Source organism: Patescibacteria group bacterium (genome assembly GCA_041675205.1).
In the GTDB taxonomy this organism is placed as follows: domain Bacteria; phylum Patescibacteriota; class Patescibacteriia; order GWA2-46-9; family GWA2-46-9; genus JBAYUF01.
The window spans coordinates 1-20,991 of the sequence record JBAYUF010000010.1 but is presented as its reverse complement, the minus strand read 5'-3'; the positions used below and the strand labels follow the sequence as shown (position 1 = coordinate 20,991).

General features: G+C 51.1%; 13 protein-coding genes. All 13 read left to right on the top strand.

Annotation, left to right across the window (positions count from 1 at the left end; all coding sequences use genetic code 11):
• Positions 1-11,736, top strand: coding sequence for an Ig-like domain-containing protein (locus WC052_05415; GenBank protein MFA7287072.1), 11,736 nt, complete (start codon positions 1-3; stop codon positions 11,734-11,736).
• Between the two features lie 48 nt (positions 11,737-11,784).
• Positions 11,785-12,411 carry a hypothetical protein gene (locus WC052_05410; GenBank protein ID MFA7287071.1) on the top strand — a complete coding sequence of 209 codons (627 nt, stop codon included), beginning with the start codon at positions 11,785-11,787 and terminating at the stop codon, positions 12,409-12,411.
• Between the two features lie 41 nt (positions 12,412-12,452).
• Positions 12,453-13,367: a hypothetical protein gene (locus tag WC052_05405; protein MFA7287070.1), complete on the top strand. Its 915-nt coding sequence runs from the start codon at positions 12,453-12,455 to the stop codon at positions 13,365-13,367.
• Entirely contained in the window at positions 13,367-13,801 is a 435-nt protein-coding gene (ybeY, locus tag WC052_05400; GenBank protein MFA7287069.1) for an rRNA maturation RNase YbeY, read from the top strand. Before WC052_05405 ends, ybeY begins: the two co-directional genes overlap by 1 nt.
• Complete coding sequence (locus WC052_05395) at positions 13,798-14,151, top strand: diacylglycerol kinase (protein MFA7287068.1); 354 nt, start codon at positions 13,798-13,800, stop codon at positions 14,149-14,151. The genes ybeY and WC052_05395 overlap by 4 nt, the downstream gene beginning before the upstream one ends.
• Before the next feature lie 65 nt (positions 14,152-14,216).
• Complete coding sequence (gene ftsA / locus WC052_05390; GenBank protein MFA7287067.1) at positions 14,217-15,467, top strand: cell division protein FtsA; 1,251 nt, start codon at positions 14,217-14,219, stop codon at positions 15,465-15,467.
• Positions 15,468-15,485: 18 nt separating this feature from the next.
• On the top strand, positions 15,486-16,673 hold the full coding sequence (gene ftsZ / locus WC052_05385; GenBank protein MFA7287066.1) for a cell division protein FtsZ: 1,188 nt from the start codon (positions 15,486-15,488) through the stop codon (positions 16,671-16,673).
• A gap of 7 nt (positions 16,674-16,680) precedes the next feature.
• Positions 16,681-17,196 (top strand): transcriptional regulator NrdR, encoded by a 516-nt coding sequence (gene nrdR / locus WC052_05380; GenBank protein MFA7287065.1) that lies wholly within the window; start codon positions 16,681-16,683, stop codon positions 17,194-17,196.
• A 13-nt stretch (positions 17,197-17,209) separates the two neighbouring features.
• Positions 17,210-17,521, top strand: a complete 312-nt coding sequence (locus tag WC052_05375) for a hypothetical protein (GenBank protein ID MFA7287064.1) — start codon at positions 17,210-17,212, stop codon at positions 17,519-17,521.
• Positions 17,522-17,523: 2 nt separating this feature from the next.
• Positions 17,524-17,841, top strand: coding sequence for an MGMT family protein (locus WC052_05370; GenBank protein ID MFA7287063.1), 318 nt, complete (start codon positions 17,524-17,526; stop codon positions 17,839-17,841).
• A gap of 30 nt (positions 17,842-17,871) precedes the next feature.
• Entirely contained in the window at positions 17,872-19,143 is a 1,272-nt protein-coding gene (locus WC052_05365; protein MFA7287062.1) for a trypsin-like peptidase domain-containing protein, read from the top strand.
• A 50-nt stretch (positions 19,144-19,193) separates the two neighbouring features.
• Complete coding sequence (gene prfB, locus WC052_05360) at positions 19,194-20,246, top strand: peptide chain release factor 2 (GenBank protein MFA7287061.1); 1,053 nt, start codon at positions 19,194-19,196, stop codon at positions 20,244-20,246.
• The coding region (locus tag WC052_05355) for a ComEC/Rec2 family competence protein (GenBank protein ID MFA7287060.1) at positions 20,213-20,991 on the top strand (779 nt) is incomplete at its 3' end. The genes prfB and WC052_05355, both read left to right, overlap by 34 nt.

The window sequence follows — 20,991 nt, the reverse complement described above, 5'->3', positions numbered from 1 at the left end:
ATGGTGCGCCTGCTACGCGTTGGGTCACGGACACTGTGGGTTACTGTAGCAGCAGTGACGTTTGGTGCGCTCGTCGCGCTACCAACATTTGCGCAAGGACTAGACCTTGGCCTAACTGAGTTTGGTGCCAATCTAGGATTAGGTGGTGGCGACCCGCGCATCGTTATTGCCAGAGTCATTCGAGTACTCCTCGGGTTTCTCGGCATCATTGCGGTACTCCTCATTATATACGCCGGGTATTTATGGATGACGGCGGCTGGAGACGACGATAAAGTTCGTCAGGCGCGCCTTGTTTTAGTAAATGCCTTAATTGGGCTCGTTATCATCCTGTCCGCATACGCGGCCGTATCCTTTATCATCAGTAGATTTCTTGGGGAGGCTGGCGGTACGGTTACTTGTAGTGCGGGGGACCCGCCAATAGCCTGTACAGCGGCGGGGTGTGACGGGCAGCGAACGTGTGATGATACTGATGGGAACGGGACGTACACGTATGGGACGTGTGTCCCGAATCCAAGTTGTACGGTCCGAGCACGGGCCTTTGTAGTGAGCTCATACAGTCCACCGAATGGTGCTGTCGGTGCGGCGAGGAACGTAGTTATAAAAATTGGTTTCAATGAGGCAGTTACTGCATCGACACTGACCTATGGCGCAGCGACAGACAGTGTGCGCATTTATCCAACTGCTGATCCGTCGGCCATTATTCCCGGCGTACTGAACACGACAACTGTCGGCGATACAAATAGTCGGCAAGCAGTATTTACGCCATCTGCGTTTTGTGAACCACCCAACGAAGATTTGCGTTGTTTTGCTAAAGACACCGAGTATACAGTCGCCGTTAGTGAAGACGTGGTAACGAGCGTTAGCGATCGGAGCCTCGACTGTTCATACCCAAGTAATCCGTGTACGGCCATAATTGGGGTAGGGGACAAAATTGATTTGCTGCCGCCAACGGTTTCCATTCGTCAACCAGCAGGCAAGTTTGCGCCGGCGGAATCAAATAATCCCTTCATCGCCCGAGCCGTGGATGATGTGGCGGTGAGTGATCTCTCTTTCTCTGACCTTCAGGCAACACCAACACTCATCGGCATTGTTGGCCCAACGGGAGCGCCATACACACCCTACGTCGGAACAGTGAGTTGGAGCACCTACGGCTATGCGGTAAATAGCGACCACACACTGGAAGTCAAAGCAACCGATTGGGCAGATCATGAAACGACGGTGACAAAGACGGTTCGAATTCGCGCTGCACATTGTTTTGATGGTGAGCTAAGTGGCGACGAAACAGCGGCTGACTGCGGCGGTGGTTGCGGTGCTTGCGCGGGTGAGTCATGTGCTGAGGATCCGGCGGCACCAATCTGCACGGTGGATGAATTTGCGTGTTCCGCGAGTAGTGTATGTGATCCCAATGGCTGTACGTGCGCAGCCAATCCGGTTATTACCGCGGTGTCTCCGAACGACGGCGCGCCAGGTAGTTTCATTACGCTTGCCGGTAGCGGGTTTGGTTCGTCTGCTGGTCAGGTTATTTTTCTCGGGATTGATGTCGATGGTGACGGCGATCCAAGAGACAGCGGCATAGGTACAGACGACGCTGTGGCAGTGGCGCCAGCATCATGTGCGCCGGCTGATGCCTGGCAAACAAATCAGGTAATCGTTGCCGTACCAGCCAGCGCCGTTGATGGTCCGCTCGCGCTTGTCACAAATTTAGGGCTGGAAGATAGAACGAACGAAGGTGCGGGACCAGTAATTCCTAATTTTGATGTTAACGCCACGGTTCGTCCCGGACTTTGCGCCATTACGCCGTCGTCCGGTTGCGTGAATGTGCCCGTTTTGCCGTCGGCAGCGTTCTCTGGTGAAGGGTTTGGGCTGACAACCGGCCGTGTTCTCTTTGGCTCAATTGCTGCCGCCGTTCAAGCGTGGGCACCGGCGCAAATTCTCGCGACAATCGCAAACATTGCACCGTCCACCATAGGCGTTCGAGTGGAGCATGATAATGAAGAACAATCGAACCCCGTTAATTTTACTGCACAGTCTTGTGTCGCCGCACCTCGAGTTACGGCGATTACCCCAGCCGCTGGACCGGTTGGTCAGATAGTAACAGTAACGGGTGCAAATTTTGGTAGTGAAATTGGTAAAGTATATTTCGCCCCAAAGACGGGCGGCGCGGGCGTTGAAGTTTCATGGAGCGACTTTCCAGAAGCGTGTGGTCCGAGTGCGTATTGGAAAAACAGCCAAATCGTTCTTAAGGTGCCGGCCGGTGTAACCGTGGCCGAGCAAATTCTTTATGTTGTTCGACGAGATGCAGTAGAGAGCAACAAAGACGTTATTTTTACTGTAAATACATCCGCACCAACGCCCGGTTTGTACTGTAGCCTGCCTGACAATGGCCCGGAGTCTGTTTCTGTGCAGTTGTATGGTGACAATTTCGGTGGCGCGCAGGAGGTTGATAGCGTAACTGGTCAGGTACGATTTTATGATGGTAATCAGACGGTAGTTAATCCAGTGACGGCAGGGGTAGAGTCGTCCGTATCTCGGTGGGTAAACAATTCAATTGCCGCAACCGTACCGGACAACGCCGTAACTGGACCAATTCGGGTTACCCGTGTGGCGGCCAGTAATCCTTTGCAATTTAGTGTGCAGTCGTGTTTGGAGGTTGGTAATGAATGTGGCGAAGGTTCGCAGTGCTGCGGTGATGGTAGTTGTATACCGTCCAGTGATACCTGTCCGGTGCCACCACGAACGGTGCTCTCATCCTATCGTTGGCGTTTCACAACTGGTAACCCAGCGCCAAGGGTTGTTGAAGAGAATGCCTGTTTCGCCCAAGGTAATGGCACAGGCACACAGAGTCCAAGTCCATGGAAGGACAGCAATGATGCCTGCACGAATGCGCAAGTTTCAGTTCGATTCACAACACCTTTGAATCCCGCGTCTCTCGTATCCGCTGCGGCATCTCTGGATGAATGTGGAGATTCACAGGCCTGTGCCGCTCCTGTTGGCACAGTCGCGCTTGGTTTACCAGTCGCTTTTACTTATACGGCAGCAGATGGACGTGAGCTCGGCGGTTTTACCGTTGCCCCGGGAGGTTTGAAGGCGAATACGTGGTACCGCGCAACTATAACGACTGCCGTTACGAGCGACGCCAATGTTCCGATGCAAGCACCGTATACGTGGCAATTCAGAACAAGCAGTGGCCCGTGTGTTGTGGCGGCCGTTTCTTGTCAGCCGGTGAATGGTTCACTGAAGGCAAAGTTTGAGACAAAAGATTTACTCGCCGGACTAGAAGCTGCCAATTGTAATATCTTAGCCTGTTCAACTCCTCCGGCTCCTGGGATACTCGACTGGTCATCTTTTGCTAGTACGGTTGCTTCTATTGATGCAACGTTGCATTACTGCACAAACAGAGCAACCGCAATTGCAGAGGGAAGCACAAGTATTTTCCCTCGGCCCGTCAGTGAGCCAGCCGCTAAGGTGCAAATGTGTAAATTAAAAGTTTTATTTGCCGCGCCAGAAGTTTTAGAGCATTTCCCATCGTGTAGCGAAGCGTGCATCAATGCGAGCGTTGGTGTGTTGTTCACCCGGGCCATTGATCCAACAAGCATTACCCATGACGTTACTAGTCCGAGCGCCAGCGTGCAATTATATAAATGTAGCGGTCAGACAACGGAGACGTGTACGACTCGTGCAAGTATCAGCGTCCCCAATCTCTCCGTTTGGGATGATCCAGCGACTACTGACACAGAAACTATACCGCAACTCACTTTTAGCTTGGCAGCATCGGCACTATTAGAAAAAAATACAACCTATCGTGTTGTTTTAACAACGGGCATTAAGAGCACCGAGGGTAAATCGCTTGTGGCGAATAGTTCTGACGGCACCTATGCCTGGCTATTCACGACTAAAGATAGTGAGTGCGCGGTTGCCCAAGTCGATGTTTCGCCGAAGGAAACAACAGTGAACACTATCGGTGCTACGGTTCCGTATTTTGCTCAGCCATTTGGTTCACCAGATGCCTGTCGGCCGGCGGGGCAACGTCTTGTGGCTACTGCGTACGGGTATGACTGGAGCTCAACTGATGCCGCGGTGGGCGTGGTGAGCGCTGCTGATGATTTGCCACCAGCTGACAGAATTGACCCCGCACAGATTACGACGGCGATTGGGCAAGCACCAAGTTGTAGTGTTACTCCATTTGCTTGTTCGACCACTGTCTCTGCTATTGCGGAAGGTAAAACTGGAGAAGGTGAATTTACTTTGCAGTGTGGTTTCGAGCAACCTGGCCGATGTGCGCCGCTTGGTGAAAATCTAGCGACGAATGGTAGCTTTGAAGCCGCGCCGGCGAACGGAAACATACTGCGGTGGGGCGACCTGGAGCATCCATATTCCGCTGACTTCCTTGTTGCGGGAGACGCGGCGGCCGGAAAAAACTATTACCGTCAGAAAGATTGTGACAGTGCCGCTTGCCCATTTGCGGAAGGTTTGGCTCGTGAAATGGTTTCGTCAAAACCCATTGCCGGAACAGCCTTCACCGTTCGCTTGCAGGCGCGGCACTCAGAAGGAGATAAGGAGGTTCGTGCGTGGTTGGCAACGTACGATGATGCTACCAATGAGCTGAATCGTTTAACGACATTCACCTTTGCTGGTGAAGCGGGAGTGGATTTGGGCTCAACGTGGGCACAAGCAGTGGGTGTGGCCACGGTGCCAGCTGGCACAACGGATAATGTATTCTATCTCGTCATTGAAATACCGGCGGGTACCGAGATAGACGCAATTGAACTCGTGCACCATACGTGTTCGAACGAAGCTTCACGGGCGTGCAGCACTAACGCACAGTGCAACAGCCAAGTTGATGGTACGCCGCTCAATCTTTGCGGTGGTGGCCAGCCGAGCGGTATGTGCGATTCCGGCACAAAGCGATGTAGTAACGACCCACAAGTATCTTGCGCTGACGCAAATGGTGCAGCCAATGATGCCCTCTGTACATTTGCGGTGAATGCCGGCGGCTGCTGTGGTGTGCGGCCGTATGTCGAGTCTATTATAGGTTCTATAAATACAACGCCGGGAGCAGACGAAAATAAGTTGTGTCGGAACGCCGCTTTTACCACCACATTCAGTCAGCTGATGGACACGGCGAGTGTTCGTGCCAATGTTGGTTTGCAATGGTTGGACGTTGTTGGTGACACGACGGATTGTGATATGAGTAAGAGTCTTGCGTACCTTGAGCAAGGACCCGTTCGCAGATTATGGTCGAAGGTACGGGCGGTACTCATAACCGCCGTTGGCGCTCAAGCTTCGGGCACCTGGTGTTCGGTGGGTGGCACATCAACCGCAGTTGTTCCCATACTTGGAGGAACGGGGCAACCGATAAAGAGCACGGCCATTCTGTCTGTTTCGCAATTATTGGAGCCAAAACTTACGTATCGCATTTCGGTCTATGGAGAAACTGATGCTCGGCCACTCGGGGGAGCGAAAAATCTTGCGGGTATCGCCATGGCCGGTGAAGTTGTTCAAAGTTTTGCGAGCATTGCCGGAGATGGCAGTATCTCAGCCCGTCCCGCTGTTGGTAATACAATTTGCGCTGTGGCCGGTGTGGACATTGAGGTTCTTCCAGAGCTCTCTCGCGATATGTTGCAAGCCCGGCCGCGGACGCCGTCCATGCCGTATGATGTTTTTAATTGTTTTGGGGACAACTGTAGTTGTAAAAAAGAAACTGGAAAACTGGCCTGCCGTTTAACTGATCACGGCGAGGTAGATGAAGACCAGGATGAAGTCACGGCCAGCAATCAACACACATATATTGCTACTGCCAGAGATGCTGTTGGACAACCCTTGAGCGCAACGTATGGATGGACAACGGATGATCCAAGCTCGTTGTTTGCCGATATACAACCGGGGAGTGGTCAGACACAAACACTGACATTAGAGAACCAAAAAAATGGGTTTGCGCAGGCGAAAGTAGCCGCTTCTTTTGCTGGATTGCCGCAAGCAAGCGGTTCGCAAGTTGTTCCAATTGTTGTGCAGCTTTGTAAGGCACCATGGACGGCTGCTAGCGGGGCATTGCAAGACGGCCCCGGGGATGACAAGACAAATTTTTATACAACATACTGTCGCGATACGGGGAAAGATTTGTTACCAGATTTCGACCCACTGTCTATTGGTAAGCCATCGGGACAGAATCCACTTAATATTTTAAATGAGTGGATACTGAAAGATCCAAGTTCGGCAGATGCGATTGGTATTCGTGTCGTGCGTAATGATCGCCACCTTTCACCCACGCAGTGGTACACAGAGCAGGCATTTAAAGAAGGCAGTCCCCAAGACCTCCTTGTTGATGGATATCCGGCCGTTCGAGATGGTCGTACGGTCTACGTCGCTGGCGGGAATGCGGTACAAAGTGCTGGCAAGGATGTGTTGTACACGAATATCTACATCTTCTCTTACAACCAAAACGCTAAGGCCTCGACCGTTAATGTTTTCAATCAATTGGTGCAGAATTTGGTTCTGACCATAAATCATTTGAGTGTCGGAAGTTGCAGCAAGATAGACACCGGAGAGTTATCGACAATTAGCCTTTGCAGCAACAATGCTGCGAAGCGGTGCAGTCAAAATGCTGAATGCGGCAAAGTCTGTGTTGGTGGTACGAATGCTGGCGTGACCTGCGTAAATAACGACCAGTGTACGGGTGGAGGCTCCTGCACGGGAACAGGGCAGTGTGTGGCGCAACCAAAAGTGTGTTTGCGTGATACGGAGTGTGGCGTTGGGTATAGCTGCAACGCAGATAAACCTGCTATTGCTCGTGACACCAAGCGCCTGGCAGATATTATGACCGTCAGCGATGCGTTGGCTGGCTATCAGTATGGTGTCTCATGCACCGCCGTAACCCCGGGTGCGCCGGGGGATGCTAACTGTGACGGATTACTCAGCGGCCCGGACGTCACGCTTACGCAGTGGTACAGGAGTGGGGGTGCCATAATGCCAGCATACTGCAGTGGGGCAGATTACGACGGTGATGACGATGTTGACGCGACGGATGTGAGTAGCGTCACGAATGCGGTGCGAGCTAATTGCAAACGTCCTGACGGCGCCACAACAAATTTCCCGCCACTTGCCGCCGGTAGCTATGTACCAGGTACGACGATCAGTGTTTGGCCGTCGTGGGTCGCAACACTCGGAAACGCCCTCGGTCAGCAGTTACCAGCTGATCCTTTCAATCGTTTGGCCGAGTGTGAAGCTTCTAGCCAGTCATTCGCTTCAACGCACAATGTAAAAACCTGTTGGGATGAAATTTCTAAGACCTACGCATCCCATTACAGCACAGTCGACGGGAACAGCGGCAAGATTACACACGTCGAGCCGCCGCCAGACGTTCCGTGGCCAGACGGCGATAAACCAGCCAGCCAGGTGTATACCTACAGCGCATACGGGCACTGCTCGATAGATACGGGAACAGCCTGTCTCACGGATGCGCATTGTTTAGCAGAACAAACCTGTATTGCTCGAGGGGAAAACTATGCGAGCTGTACGTTCTTTGAACGTGAGTATGCTCCCACGCCTGGCATTCTGGGGCAGACCACGGCTGGTTCGCGGCTTTGCTTAGTGACCAGCCAGTCCGTAAAAGATCGGCTGCCTGAGCCACCCACTGGCACGGTCATTGGTGACGAAACCATAATTCCACCATCTCCTGATTTTGCTGCGTTTCGGCTCTCCATTGGTGGAAATGGGGCAGGGAGGGTACATATTTTAAAAGACAACAGCATCGTTGATTCACTCGTAAAGCCGCTTGGTGCTTCTGTGGCGCACGATTTTGTTTATGAAAAAGGAGACACCATTGTTATTCGAATCGTCACTGATGCAACGTATTCGGCCGGTGCATGGGATGGTGCCTGTCGTGGTAGGTCGCTTGGTTCTGATTGCACGCTTACTATTGACGGTTTCCGGGCGGTATCCACTAGTATTCGCAGTGAAGCAACCTTTAGTATTAGGGCAACGGCTGACAGTCTGGGCGATGCTCGAGCTACCATCACCAGCGCGGGTGGTGGAACGTGGACGTGTGCATCAGTAGTAACCGGTTGTGATTATGAATTTGAAAAAGGGGAAAGCCTCAGTGTGCAACTTGCTGTTGATCCAGCGACTGAATTTATCGGTTGGGAAGGGAGCTGCCCACTAGGGAGTGAGAGTGGCGCTTCGTGCGTTTCGATACCGCTAAACGATAGTTTAACGGTCACTCCGAAGTTAGATGCAAATCCGCCTACAGTAAGCTCGTTCGATTTTGGTAGCGGGCCGAGTACATACGTCAGTGGCGATCCGTTCACCGTTCGGTGGACCAGCACTAGTGCAGAGGTCGCCCGTCTTACTTCAAACGACGGCAGTATAAATACTGATGTAACGGTGAGCGGTGAGTACACCGGAACGGCCGTGTCTGGAATGAATACACTAACGCTGACGGTTACGAGCCCTGGTGGTACTGCGAGTAGAGATTTAGCCATCTCAGTAAATGCCGCCACCGCTATTGACTCATTCTCCGCGAACCCTTCGAGTATTGTCTTAGGCCAGTCGACCACGTTGAGCTGGAGCGTTTCCGGTGGCCCAACATCTTTCAAATTGTATAGCATTGATGGTGCTGATGAGACCGCCCTCGTACCAGAGCCAGCGGTGAATGATACAAGTAGAATAGATACACCAACCAAAGCCGGGCCGAAAAAGTATAAACTCGTGGCGAATGGGCCAGGTGGTACGGCTGAGGCAACGGTAGATATTACTGTGGCAAATCCGCCGCCGCCAGTGATTGATTCATTTACCGCGTCGGCCTCAACGGTTGAGGTAAATAAGCCAGTGACATTAACCTGGAGCATTTCTGGCACTACGCCAACATCTCTTGGGCTACAGGTTGATGGTGTCGACAGTACCCCAGCTCCGGTTGTTGGTTCAACTTCCAAAACCTTCACTCCAACTAGCATTGGTCCAAAGACGTATAAGTTAATAGCAACTTCGGATGGCGGTCCAACGTCGGCAGAAGTTACGGTAAATGTTGTTAATCCTCCGAGTATCACAAGTTTCCGTGTGCAAGGACCGGGCTCATCATTTGGGCCAACGGCAGAAGTTGGAACAGGCGATACTATTACGTTTGATTGGATAACGACGAATGCGAACACGGCGGCAATCGATGGGGGCGTTAGCCCTGTGGCGCCAGCATCAGTTAATGCCGGCTCAAAAACCTTTACAGTAACCTCAGCTACCACTCGAGACATCGTCTTTACGTTTACTGCAACTGGTGCGGTAAGTTCTCGAACTGCCACGGTTACGGTTACCGTTCATAGAACGCCAGTAATTATATTGTGGGCTGACACATCAGGTTCGTCAGTCGAAGATACATCACTGACCGTGGATGGTGATGACTCAGTCAGACTAACTTGGGGGGGTGACGAAGAATTTGGCTCCATTACCGGTTTTACGCCGAGCCCGGGTAGTTATAACCCAGCAAGTGCTACTGGGCAGTTAACTATTACCCCGGCGTTAGCGTCACCGAGTACAACGACGTACACCATTACGGTTAGAGGAAAATTTGGTACAACTGCAGAGAGTACAGCGAGCGACACGGTCACCGTCATTGTGCGACCAACCATAACGTTGAATTTTACCGGAACGGGTAGCGGTTCCGTTGCTTTTGCGTCGTCGCAGTGTGACGCAAATTGCACGTACTATCCAAACAGCGGCGACTCGGTAACCCTTACCGCGACAGCCGACAGCGATTCTCGCTTTACCGGGTGGACGGGTTGTCCATCGGGAACAACGTCGCCCTGTACACTAACAGCAGATAGTTCGATGACTGTCACCGCAAATTTTGTAAAGGCTTTTGTACTGACGCTTGAAAAACGCAATGCGACAACGAACGCCCCGACCGGCGAGGGGACAGTAGCAGTGCAGACGGTGAACCCAGTAAGCGGTGGGAACAAACCTTCGTCTACTGATAGCCCTGTTGTGGGTAGTCCTGAAACCGGCTTTGTTGAGAGCTACACCGACGGCACGAGTGTGAGCTTGAACGCGATAGACGGCGCAAACGTAAAATTTCAAAGTTGGTCAGGTGCTTGCGCCGGCACTGACCCACTAAATTGCACGGTAAGTATGTCGGCCAATAGAACCGTCTTTGCCAATTTTCTTAGTAAACCATTACAGCCAATACTTACTGTACATCCTGCCTGTACATCTGCGGCCCCCTGCTCGCCAAATCAGAGTTTCTACTTTACCTGGAGCGGCGGGGAAGGGGCGACAGTTATCAAATTGAACCCCGGCGACATTACGGTGAGCGGCGGTCGCTGGCCAACGGGCAGCGGAACAGTGAAGTCTGGAAGCGCTGTCTATACGTTGTCCGCCATAAACGATGCCGGCAGCACTCCAAGCGCACCGGTGGAGGTGTGGATTGATTGGAGCCAAACCGAGCAATTTTTGGCAGGTGGTACCCCTGCGAATGGTAACGTTAGTCCAGAGCAAGGACGCCATAATGAAGCGAGCCCCCGGGTGGTCGTTACGAACGACCGTGATGGCATTCGTTCCAATGACATCACCTACGCGTTTTACACTGGCCAGGGAGCGAACGGTACCTGTCGGTATGTGAAAGGTTCTGCGCCAACGAGTAGCACCTTTACACTGGCATCAGCACTTGATATTACAGCTCAGTGTCGCCATGTGGCTGTCTGGTACGACAAATGGACACCAGGCGTTCCTAAGGCGCCGGCGACCGACGATGTCATTCACTTGGCAACGACGTTGAGTGGCGTCCCTTCCGCAACTCCCTACCAAAAAGATCAGATTAACTACTTTACAATGAGTGCGGCGAGCACCAACAGTCCTTCTCTGACCTTCCGAAAGGGAACCAGTACCAGCGCATCCAATGTAACTGACGCGGAACAAATTTCCGTAATACGTCGAGTCGCCGGCAATGGATTTTTCACTTTTGCTAAAAACCTATTGAGCTATGTTGATCAATGTGTGCTCAATAATTCAGCAGCGTGTACTCGCCTAACACACCCGTACGCCAATAATGACGACGTGTCTACGCAGCTTGTTCCACTTGTGGCGGGTGATTCACTGGGCCTCTCGCCAGCTGTTTCTGATGTGCTCGTTCAGCATAGTCCGCTTTCGAGCACCGTAGTGGCATCATTCTGGAACGGGTCGGCATGGACACCGAACATGACTATAGCTTCAAATGTAATCATGACTGGCTACGAAGGGGCGTTGAGTGTGTTGACTAACGTTATAGATAATAAGGCATCACTGAGAAGCGATAATCCGCTCGGGGACACCTATATTGCTTGGAAAGATGACCAAAATCTCATTGATAACGCCGATACCATTACTATCCGTCGGCGGCAATTCGGAACAACATCATTTGTGACTTCACTGCCATACATTTCACTCGGCGGCTTCGGCATTCATGATTTGGCCTTGGGGTTAGATGCTCGTTCTGGTTATTTATACGTTGTGTACGCCGAGCGAACACAAAATGGTACTCCGGCTTCGGCAATCGTTCGTTATGTTCGATCGGCAAAAAGCACTAGTGACCCAGAATGGGTAACGGCTGGTTGGACAAGCCCGAAAACGGTCATAGCAACAACGGCGGATTACCGCAATGTATCTGTGAACTATCTTTCGGAAGACCGACTTTACGTTACCGCGGCTTCGGTGACCGATGGGCAAGGGGCGGCTTTACGTGGTGCAACCGTGAACGTTCTCACTGGACCGCAGTAAAATTTGTTGAGCAGTTGTCGAACTTTAGCTATACTTACGAACAACACTATGTTTGAAGAGCAAGATAACCAACAAGGCACTGATTCGTCAGTGAAGCCGCGTGCTTCGGCGGCGCCAATGAATCTTCCTGGCGCTGAACCGGAAGACGTATTGGCAACTGTAGACCCAGCAAAGGGAGCTTCATCGCGGCAAGCATCGGCATCGACGTATGCTGCTACACCAGGGATTCCAGAGGAATATCTCCAAAATAATTCAGGTCGCTGGAAGCGAATTGCCGTGGTCGTTGGTGCCATCCTCGTTGTGAGTGCAATCGCTGTTGCCGGGTATTGGTTTTTTGCGCTCCGGCAGCCAGCCACCCCTGAAGTAGTAGAAGAGGCTGGCCCAGGGGTTGTTAATGCTACGTCAGACTTAAAACCGCAGGGAGCCAATCCGAAGGATTTTAATGATGACAGTGATGCCGATAGTCTTTCTGTCGAAAATGAAGAAACGGCCGGTACTGACGTTAATAACCCAGACACAGACGGCGACGGGTTGTTTGATGGTGAAGAAGTTCGCATCTACGGTACGAATCCACTGAGTGTCGATACAGACAGTGACACCTTCAGCGACGCTGACGAAGTGCGGAACGGCTTTAACCCAAAAGGCGAAGGAAGATTGTTTAACGTTCCACAGTAATAGTTTGCGTCAATCTGGCTTGTTAGTCGCGGCAACTTGATATGCGTGTTTCATTTCTAAAAAAAAAGCAGCCGACAGTTGTCGCACCCATTGAACCAGCCGTCCCGATTGCTGGTGCGAAGTATCAGGTCATGCCAGAAAAATTTTACGTAACCGTGGTCAACCGTCGATTTTGGAGTGCACCAAAAGTGTGGACCGTGGTCGTTGTGCTGATTGTCGCACTCGTTGGTGTAACCTACTGGTTATTATCGAGCGTGAATCAACAGCTTCCGTCACCTGAGCCAGAGGCCGCCCCTGTGGAATTGCCAACGGACACTATTCCAACGATATTACCGACAGAAGAAATTGTGCCGTTACCGCCAACGTCGCCCATAGTAGCCCCGTCAACATTGTCAGTTATTTTGCCGCCAACCACAGACACTGACGGCGACGGCTTGACCGAAGACGAAGAGGCGCTGTGGGGTACGGATGCCGGTAAGCCAGACACTGATGGGGACGGCTACCCAGATCGGTCTGAAATTTTGACGAACCATAACCCACGTGGTGTGGGGGCTCTGCAAACCGCTAGTATTTTTAGTACGTACGTTGATCCAGCGGGCAAATTTCAAATACTGTATCCATCCACGTGGACCGCTGCGGCCGAAGGCGGCGCGGTGAAATTTGTGGCGGCAAATGGGGAAGGGGTGGCTGTACTACTCCAACCAAACCCGACGAGAGCGACCGTGCAAGATTGGTATGCAAATCTTGCCGGTACGCAAGCTTCAGACGTTAGTGTAGGGCGGTATGGAAATAACCCTGGGGTGTTGTCCCCAGACGGTTCTACTGTGTACTTAAGTAACGCTGCCCAAGATACGATCATCATCGTCTCGTTAACTACAACGGGAAAGGCAGCGGTTTCCTATCGTTCAACCCATTTGTTCATGGTTAATACTATGACGGCCTTGGCGACACGGTAATGGAGCTCGATGTCTATGCGGCAGTTACTGGTGCTCGTTCTCCTCACCACTATCAGTTACTTCTTGAGACTGCGCTCAGCCATATCGGCATGACGCCATCAAAACAGTGGCGTGACCAATTGTCATTAGCCTTTGTTGGAGAGACACGCATGAAACGGTTAAGTGCGACCTACGCCGGTAAACAACATAGTGCGGACGTACTCAGTTTTGATTATGGTGAAGTCGTGGTGTGCGTACCAAGTGCTCGTCGTCAGGCACGTCGACATGGTGTGGCAATAGCGCGAGAACTCGATATGCTTTTTGTGCATGGTCTTTTGCACCTCTTTGGGTTTGACCACGAAAAAAACAAAGACCTTGTTCGTATGCAAATGATGGAGGAGCGCATACTTGGTGCGACAGGCTTAATAACCATGCAAGGGTATCCACGGCTATGATTCGATTACGACGATTTGTAAAAAGTTTTCGGTATGCATTGCTTGGCCTGCGGTATACGTGGCGTAGTGAACAAAATTTTCGCTTTCAAGTTTTTATTAGTCTATTTGTTTTTACGTTTGCCTTTTTTCTTGGCATGAGCGCATTGCGCTTTGTTGTTTTAATGCTCCTTGTTACCCTGGTGCTTGTGCTTGAGCTACTGAATACATTTTTTGAGAAATTGATAGATCTTATAAGCCCGAAGGTGCACGCCTATGCTGCGATGCTCAAAGATATTCTTGCGGCATCAGTGCTCGTGGCGTCAATTGGCGCAGCCGCGGTTGGCATCGTTCTCTTTTGGCCTTACCTGTAGCCTGAATAAGGGCCGGTAGGTGTGGCATAACGAGTCCGAAGGTTGTATACTTTTTGAACGATTATATGGCACAAACAGAACTCATCGCCGGACTTGATATTGGCTCTACCGCCGTTCGTCTCGTTGTTGGTCAACGGGTCGGGGACGGTGGTTTTAACATTATTGCTGCCGTTTCGGTGCCCGCCGAAGGGGTGAACCGCGGCATTGTGACGAGCCTTGATGATGCGACATCCTGCCTTAGTGCGCTGAAAGAAAAAACAGAACGCATCACTGGTCTCCCGATCGAGAGCGTATGGGTTGGTATTTCTGGGCCGCATATTATAACCAGTACCAGTCGTGGTGTGGTGGCGGTTGGTAAGGCGAACGGCGAGATTGAAGAGAGCGATACCGAGCGAGCGATTGAGGCAGCGCGGGCAGTTGCCACACCACCGAACTACGAAATTCTGCACGTCATTCCAAAAAGTTTTACGATTGATAATCAGGGTGGCATTAAAGACCCAATGGGTATGAGTGGGGTGCGACTTGAAGTCGAGACGACTATTATTCAAGGTTTGTCTGCGCAGTTAAAGAATGTGATGCGTGTTGTGTATCGCTCAGGCTTCCATGTTTCGGGTGTCATACTGTCTGTGTTAGCCGCCGCCGAAAGTCACGCCACCGAGCGGCAGAAAGAGCTTGGCGTGGCGGTGCTCAACATCGGTGGGGCAACAACAAGTGTGGCTATCTTTGAAGAAGGGGATTTGTTGGCCGCCGAAGTCATTCCCATTGGTTCAGAACACGTGACGGCCGACATAGCCATTGGTCTTCGTACGTCGCTCGATATAGCTGACCAGGTGAAACTTAACTATGGCACCGCTGACACCGAAACAGTCAACCGTCGTGAGGATATTGATTTGTCTGAATTTGGTGGAGACGAGGGTGAAACTGCTTCACGGAAGTACGTAGCTGAAATTATCGAAGCACGAATGGATGAGATTCTCGAGAAGGTTGATGGAATCTTGAAGAAAATCGATCGTTCGGGTATGCTGCCGGCAGGCGTGGTGCTCGTTGGTGGTGGCGCTAAAGTGACAGGTCTTGTTGAGCTTGCAAAACGTCGCCTGCGACTTCCGGTAACGCTTGGCGAACCACGTGCCAGTTTCATGAGCGCCGTTGATGCGGTATCTGACTTAAGTTACGCCTCGGCCTTGGGTCTAGTTCTCTGGGGCGAAGAAGAAACGCGTAGTCAAAGTAGCGGTCGGTTTAGTGGTCTCCTCCCTGGTGTCTCCGCTGGTAAGATAGCTAGCCAGGTGAAGTCTTGGTTTTCGTCACTCCTCCCTTAGACAACCATAGCAACGACAATGGAAGTGAAGCCAGAGATACAAACTATAGCGAAGATTAAGGTCATCGGTGTCGGCGGCAGTGGTTCCTCGGCCGTTAATCGCATGGTCGAAGCAAAAATTCGTGGTGTAGATTTTATTGTGATGAATACGGATGTACAAGCGTTGCATTATACAAAAGCACCGACGAAGTTGCATATTGGCAAGACGGTAACTCGAGGGTTGGGTGCAGGCATGAATCCGGAACTTGGTCGGAAAGCGGCTGAAGAAGCGCAGAATGAAATTCGTGATTTGCTGAAGGGCTCAGACATGATTTTTGTAACGTGTGGGTTAGGCGGCGGTACTGGTAGTGGTGCCTCGCCGGTGGTGGCCTCCATTGCCCGAGACTTAGGAGCGCTCACCATTGCGGTAGTAACAAAACCGTTTTCATTTGAAGGTTCACAGCGTCGCACGATAGCGGAGCAGGCGTACGACGACTTGGCTGAAAAAGTGGACGCCATGATTGTTATTCCAAACGATAGAATTTTACAAATCGTCGACAAGAAAACAACACTACTCGATTCTTTCAAGGCAGCGGACGAAGTGTTGCGCCAAGGCGTAGAGGGCATTTCAGATTTAATTACTATGCCTGGTCTCGTTAACGTCGACTTTGCCGACGTGAAATCAATTATGCATAACGCCGGCACGGCGCTCATGGGTATTGGCACGGGCACGGGCGAAAACAGAGCAATTACCGCTGCGAAAGCTGCCATAACCAGCCCACTTCTTGAAACGTCTATCGATGGCGCCCGAGGCATTCTGCTTGTCATCACGGCCGGACCGGACTTAACAATGCATGAAGTAAGCGAAGCGGCGAAGATTGTAACGACATCAGCCGACGAAAATGCTCGCGTTATTTGGGGTACGGTGATTAATGAAGCAATGAAGGGGGAGATTCGGGTCACGGTTATCGCCACCGGTTTTGCCAGCGCCCGAAAGCTGCCGGTTGCGAGGGAAGCGGAACCAACTCGCCAGACACCTGCCTACACACCAACTCGATTCATCGAGTCGCAAGACGAAGATGATGATGAAGAAGAAAAAGAAGAGCGAGAAGTTTTCAAGAAAAAAGTTGCAAAGCCGGCAGTTGAAGCACCAGTTGCAAAACCATCACCACTGGCGAACGACGAAGATTTGGATATTCCAGCGTTTATTCGTCGTAAAATGAACTAGCGCGGTCATGCGCTGTCCGGCGTGCGGTAAGAAAGACACGAAAGTAATTGATTCGCGGTTGTCCACGAATAGCATTGCTATTCGGCGACGGCGTGAGTGTACGAAGTGTGATTTTCGATTTTCAACTGTTGAAGAAGTGCAAATTCTTGATCTGGCTGTTTTAAAAAGAGATGGTGGGCGCGAACCGTACACGCGCGAGAAGCTAGTGGCCGGTCTGATGAAGTCATTTGAAAAACGGCCAATTAGTCGCGATGACGTAGAGCGATTGACGCAAATTATTGAGCAGGATATTCAACTCTTAAGAAAAACTGAGGTGTCGTCTACTGAAGTAGGTGAAATTGTCATGCGACGCTTGAAGCGAGTCGATGAAGTTGCCTTTATTCGATATGCTTCTGTCTATCAGGGGTTTAAAGATGCGGCGGCGTTTCATGCGGCAATTGCTCGACTCGAACCGTCAAGTCGACGAAAGGTTCGCGCTGCAAAGCAGAAATCAAAATTGAAGAAACGTAAGAAATTAATTTAAGGAGTGTAGTAGTATGGAGCCAGACATAAAAGCGCTACTCGAAGAAAACCTACGCTTGACGCGTGAGGTGCACGTTATGATGAAGCGCACTCGCCGTTATATGGCCACGCGTACGGTGCTGACGCTTATTTCATTCGCACTTATCGTCGGTCCACTACTATTCGCCGCTTTTTATTTGCCCCCACTCATTGGTCCTTACATCGAACAGTATCAGCAGCTGATGAACAATCTTGAGCAGCTGCCGGCCGTACCGACGCCTTCAAAGAGTAAAGTTGACATAGAGCAACTGCTCGATCAAGCACGACAATTTGGTATCATTAAGTAAGTATGGTTGGGAAAGTGACATTTCGTGAGCACGTATATAGGGTAGTTCATGCGATACCGGCGGGTAAGGTAATGACGTATGGCGCCGTTGCTCGGAGTGCCGGTTCTCCTCAGGCGGCAAGGGCGGTTGGTACTTTGCTTAGCCGTAATCCGGCGCCAATGGGTCGCGTTGGTCTCAGCGGTTTGCCGTGTCATCGAGTTGTGATGAGCGATGGTCGCCTTGGTGGTTATATTTTGGGAGTGTCAAAAAAAGCAGCCCTCCTGCGGGCTGAAGGCGTACCCGTGCACGCTAATCGAGTGGCTGCAATATATATTTCTTAAGTAGTTAATTATTTATTATCTTTCTCGTATATGAAACAGATAATGAATCGAATTCGAAAGTTTTTTCCCCAGAGGCCGATGTTTGCCTCCGTTCTGGTAACGAGTTTTTTTGTTGGTGCCATAAGCGGAGGTTTCTTTGGAGCTGTTACCGCGACACTCCTTGCTGACCCTTTGGGTCAACTGGCACAGAATAGAAGCGGCAAAGAAAATGGTTTAGACCTGAAAGCCGTCGAGAATAGTTCTACCGATGCAGGTTCTGAAACCGTTGTGGCGGCTGTTCGCCGCGTGCGTCCAGCGGTGGTTAGTATCGTCATTAAAAAAGATGTGCCGAAAATGTCGAACGGAACTTCTCCATTTCAAAATCCGTTAGGGAGTGATGATTTATTTCGACAATTTTTTGGCGTGCCAAATTCTTCAGAACCAGTAGAAACAGAAAAACAGCAGGTCGGCGGTGGCACTGGTTTCTTTGTAACTGCTGATGGGCTTATTTTAACGAATCGACATGTCGTTAGTGACGAAGCAGCGGAGTACAGTGTGCTGATGAATGACGGTAAAGAACTACCGGCCGTCGTGGTGGCGCGAGATTCAGTTAATGATCTGGCTATTATTAAGGTTGAGGGGAAGGATTTCCCCGTTGCTGCATTTGGTGACTCGAGTTCGTTAGAGCTCGGACAAACAGTTGTTGCCATTGGTAATGCGCTCGGTGAATTTCGGAATACGGTGTCAGTCGGTGTCATTTCTGGCCTGGCTCGTTCTATTACCGCTGATGGCGCGCCAACTGGACCGGAGCAGTTATTCAATGTGTTGCAAACAGATGCGGCTATTAATGCCGGAAATTCCGGCGGTCCACTCATTAATCTTAAAGGTGAGGTCATTGGGGTGAACACCGCCGTTGCTTCACAGGGGCAGAATATCGGTTTTGCTATTCCGGCGAATGATGTCCGTCAGGTAGTGGATGGGGTCAAGAGGAATGGCAAGATAGTTCGTCCATTTCTTGGCGTTCGTTACGTCCTAATTACGCCAGAGCTCGCTGAAGATGAACAGCTACCAGTGACGTACGGGGCGCTCGTTGTTCGTGGTAATGTAGCTTCTGAAGTGGCAGTGACGCCAGGCAGTCCAGCGGACAAGGCGGGTATTAAAGAAAACGATATTATCTTGAGCATTAACAATCAAAAAATTACTTCCGATAATCCTTTGTCGCAGCTCATCGCTAGCTATCAGGTAGGGAGTAGTGTACCGTTGACCGTATTGCAGCAAGGTAAGGAGCAGGAATTGACCGTTGTACTCATTGAACGCAAGTAATATGTACGAATTAACAAAAGACCTCCGTGCCCTTCACGAGAAGATTGTGAATACGCGGAGGTTACTTTGACCACGCCATCCGACAGGAAGAACTTCTAACTATTGAGGCTCGCATGAGCGAGCCGGGTTTTTGGGACGACCGCGATGGCGCTCGAAAACTTGCCGAGCGAGCTGGTAGTATTCGTGCTGAACTATCCACGTGGGATGCGCTCCTGGCTGACGCTGCGGATGCGGCAGAGTTGGCGTCAAGTGAAGATGCCGCTATGAGTGAAGTAGTTCAGAAAGAGTACGAAAGGATTCTTGGTATATTTAGTACGCTAGAGTTTGCCACGCTGTTTCGAGGAACACACGACGAGCGAAATGTAATCGTATCAATTCATGCCGGCTCTGGGGGCACTGAAGCTCAAGATTGGGCGGAGATGCTCCTTCGGATGTACGTGCGTTGGTGCGAGCAACATGCATTCGCCGTCCGCATAGTGGACGAAACTCGTGGCGAAGTGACGGGTATTAAGACCGTGACGCTGCAAGTACAGGGTCGCTGGGCATATGGGTATATGCGTGGCGAGCATGGTGTTCATCGGTTGGTTCGTATTTCCCCGTTTGATGCCGAGAAAATGCGTCATACCTCGTTCGCCCTCGTGGAAGTCGTTCCAGAATTGGAAGCTGTTGAAGAACAGCCGATTGATGCCAAAGATTTGCGCATTGATACGTTCTTAGCATCTGGCCACGGCGGTCAATCAGTGAACACCACGTATTCTGCCGTGCGCATCGTTCATATTCCGACCGGTATAACCGTAAGCTGCCAGAACGAGCGGTCACAGTTACAGAATCGAGAAACAGCAATGAAAATTCTGCAAGCCAAGCTCTACCGCTTGGCTGTTATTGCGCAAGACGCAGAGCGCGAGACACTGCGCGGCGCTTATCAGTCAGCCGAGTGGGGAAGCCAAATTCGTTCCTATGTCTTGCAGCCGTATCAGCTGGTGAAGGATCATCGTACTGGGTACGAAACAGCTGACACGGCTGGTGTCTTGAATGGCGACCTTGATAAGTTTTCCGAACACTACTTGCAGTGGGTACTCGAGAAAAAATCAAAACCATTGTAGCTCGTTTTTCCGTGGCCACACCAACGCCGTCGAAGGCGTTTTTTCTCGTTTGTGTAGCAATGCTTTTTGGAGCGATGTTAGGTCTGTGGGTGATTGGTTTTAGTTTCATCAGCTACGTTATCGCTTGGAGTAGTGTGATTGGTTTTGTTTGTGCGCTGTACAAATGGCCGCGCTGGGCACTCTTCTTTGCGGTCGCTGCGGCCTTTTCTTTTGGTTTTGTTCGGTCTTCTGTTGCTCGGCAGATGGCAGACCCACTTTTACCATTTGCTGACGGGATAGTGCATATTGTGAGCGGCATCGTTTACCAACCACCGCAGGCACAACGTCGCTCCGTTCGTTTTTCCATACAGACTTTTTCGGTTGACGGTATACGTCAGTCAGCAATGCTAACAGTGGTTGCAGAACCTTTTCCTGTAATTCGGGCCGGAGACGTGCTTGAATTGCGTTGTACGTTTACAGACGAAATGAAGGGGCGTCGGCCAGTGGCGCCGGTTTGTTTATTCCCTGACGTAGACATAGTTCGTCACGAGTCGATTGGTTGGCGTGGCATTTTACCAGCAGCTCGTGACGGCGTCGCTGAGCGTATTGATGAAGCATTTCCAGAGCCAGTGGCGGGTTTCGTTCGCGGCCTACTGCTTGGTGGGTCAACTCGTTTGCCTGAAATTTTGCGTGAAGCACTTCTTACAACTGGTACCGTGCACCTGGTGGCGCTGTCTGGATTTAATATCACCATCATTGCGGCGTT

What these genes read in the sequence shown, in the direction of transcription:
- WC052_05415 (MFA7287072.1), top strand. Translation starts at nt 1, where the DNA reads ATGGTGCGCCTGCTACGCGTTGGGTCACGGACACTGTGGGTTACTGTA.
- WC052_05410 (MFA7287071.1), top strand. Translation starts at nt 11,785, where the DNA reads ATGTTTGAAGAGCAAGATAACCAACAAGGCACTGATTCGTCAGTGAAG.
- WC052_05405 (MFA7287070.1), top strand. Translation starts at nt 12,453, where the DNA reads ATGCGTGTTTCATTTCTAAAAAAAAAGCAGCCGACAGTTGTCGCACCC.
- ybeY (MFA7287069.1), top strand. Translation starts at nt 13,367, where the DNA reads ATGGAGCTCGATGTCTATGCGGCAGTTACTGGTGCTCGTTCTCCTCAC.
- WC052_05395 (MFA7287068.1), top strand. Translation starts at nt 13,798, where the DNA reads ATGATTCGATTACGACGATTTGTAAAAAGTTTTCGGTATGCATTGCTT.
- ftsA (MFA7287067.1), top strand. Translation starts at nt 14,217, where the DNA reads ATGGCACAAACAGAACTCATCGCCGGACTTGATATTGGCTCTACCGCC.
- ftsZ (MFA7287066.1), top strand. Translation starts at nt 15,486, where the DNA reads ATGGAAGTGAAGCCAGAGATACAAACTATAGCGAAGATTAAGGTCATC.
- nrdR (MFA7287065.1), top strand. Translation starts at nt 16,681, where the DNA reads ATGCGCTGTCCGGCGTGCGGTAAGAAAGACACGAAAGTAATTGATTCG.
- WC052_05375 (MFA7287064.1), top strand. Translation starts at nt 17,210, where the DNA reads ATGGAGCCAGACATAAAAGCGCTACTCGAAGAAAACCTACGCTTGACG.
- WC052_05370 (MFA7287063.1), top strand. Translation starts at nt 17,524, where the DNA reads ATGGTTGGGAAAGTGACATTTCGTGAGCACGTATATAGGGTAGTTCAT.
- WC052_05365 (MFA7287062.1), top strand. Translation starts at nt 17,872, where the DNA reads ATGAAACAGATAATGAATCGAATTCGAAAGTTTTTTCCCCAGAGGCCG.